General features: G+C 61.7%; 2 protein-coding genes. One reads left to right on the forward strand and one right to left on the reverse strand.

Annotated features, from left to right (window positions below; all coding sequences use genetic code 11):
- The coding region (locus NW819_RS07420; RefSeq protein WP_414413364.1) for a sigma-70 family RNA polymerase sigma factor at positions 1-324 on the forward strand (324 nt) is incomplete at its 5' end.
- Here NW819_RS07420 and murJ read toward each other — a convergent pair.
- On the reverse strand, positions 321-1,967 hold the full coding sequence (gene murJ, locus NW819_RS07425) for a murein biosynthesis integral membrane protein MurJ (RefSeq protein WP_414413365.1): 1,647 nt from the start codon (positions 1,965-1,967) through the stop codon (positions 321-323). The two genes, NW819_RS07420 and murJ, sit on opposite strands and share 4 nt — an antisense overlap.
- Between the last annotated feature and the right edge of the window lie 62 nt (positions 1,968-2,029).

Consider the following 2,029-nt stretch of genomic DNA (forward strand, 5'->3'; position numbering starts at 1 on the left):
GAAACCAAGGTGGGCAAAGACAAGGACACCGAACTGGGGGATCTGCTGGAAACCGACGACATTTCCCCAGAAGAGACCATGATGCGGGAAGCCCTGCATCGCGATCTACAGCAGTTGCTCTCGGATCTCACCAGCCGCGAGCGGGATGTGATCCGCATGCGTTTCGGCTTGGGGGATGGGCGCACCTATTCGCTGGCGGAAATCGGTCGCGCCTTGGATCTGTCGCGGGAACGGGTGCGGCAAATTGAGGCCAAAGCCCTGCAGAAGCTGCGTCAGCCGAAGCGGCGCAACCGCGTGCGAGATTACCTGGAAGCTATCAGCTAGTTCCGGCTTGCCCACTGGCTCCCCCGGCGTCCTACCCGTTTCCGCAGTCGGGCTGCTGCCCACTCCACTTCTGGGATCCGCAGGTAGAGAGCTCCGGCGGCGAACAAGCTTAGACCTAAACCCGCGGCCAGCCCGGCCCAAATGATGGCGGTGAGCAGGGGAGACCCCACAATCTCGTAGGAGCGCAGTTGGGTCCACAGCCAATGGCTCAGTCCCCCGGCCAGGACGGTGCTCCCCAGCAACGGCAGCAGGGCTTGTCCCATCTCCCGCCAAGGGATCCCTGGCAGGCGCTGGTGGAGGCGGATCCCCAGTCCGATCACGGCTATCAGGTTGACGCCGGCGGTGGCCAGGGCAATGCCCGGCGCTCCAAAAGCCTGCAAAAATAGAAAGTCCAGTAGGGCATTCAGGCCAATGGCCATGCTGCTGATGCGCAGAGGCGTAGCCCCATCCTCCAGGGCATAGAAGATCCGCACCAGCACATCCCGCAGCAGGTAACCGGTCATCCCCAGACCATAGGCCATGAGTAGGGCTGCCACCTCTTGTGTCACCTCCGGCGTAAAGCGCCCCCGCTGGTAGGCCACTTGGACAATGGGCTCGGCCAAAGCCACCAACAGCATCGACAGGGGCAGGGTCACAATTGCCGTAAGCATCAGCCCTTGGCGGATACGCTGGCGCAGCTCCGGCCAACGGGATCCATCCCCCGCCAACTGGGCATAGAGAGGCATCAAGGGCACCAGCACCATGTTGGAGAGGATCCCCAGCGGCGTTTGTACCAGAAGCTGGGCATATCCCAAGTTGCCGATGGTGCGATCCCCAGGTACGAAAGAGGCAAAAAACAGATCCACATAAACATTGATGTGGATCATCCCGGAGGAGATCACAGCCGGCAACATCAGCAAGCCCACCGCCCGTACCTGCGGGGATCCCCACTCAAAGCGCAGGCGCGGTCGCCCCAGCCCTAACCGCATCTGGAGCGGAACTTGGGCCAACCATTGGGCAATAGCCCCGATGAGCACGCCCCAGGCCAGCAAAGACGGGATCCCCGTCCATCCCAACGTGACCAGGATCCCGATCACTGCCAAGCTGGAGATCAGCGGGCTAAGGGCAGGCAAGGCGTAGTGTTCGGCAGCATTCAGCGCTCCAAAGCCGATGCCAATCCACCCCGAGAGCAAGGCCAAGGGGGCCATGATCCGCAGTTGCGCAGCGGCCAGAGCATGGACTTCGGGGCTGGCTCCCGGCGCATTCAGGCGCACCACCCAGTCCGCTCCCCACCAAAGGCCCAAGCTGACCAGCAGGAGCAGGCAGCCTACCAAGGTGGAAATGGATTCCAGCCAGGCAGCCGCATCCTCCCTGTCCCGATCCCGCTGCTTTTTGAGGACACTGACGATGGCGCTATGAAAAGGGCCGTTGATCCCTCCCAGCAGAATCAACAGAAAACCGGGCAGGATGTAGGCTACCCCGAAGGCGCTGTACTCCGGCCCCGAGCCATACACTGCTGCAATCAAAGCTTGGCGAATAAAGCCTATGCCCTTACTGAGCAAGGTCGCCCCGGCCACCAAGCCCGCCACCGACATCAACGAACGGGATGGCCCTGCTGAAGGAGATCCCCCAGGGATCTCTTCCTGAGTGGCAGACTCCTCCATTACCTTGTGTCCTGCACCCCAACCACTGCCTCAACAACAAAGTAAACTACCCGACTCCGACC

The sequence above is a fragment of the Synechococcus sp. R8-2 genome (genome assembly GCF_047461715.1).
Classification (GTDB): Bacteria; Cyanobacteriota; Cyanobacteriia; order Thermostichales; family Thermostichaceae; genus Thermostichus.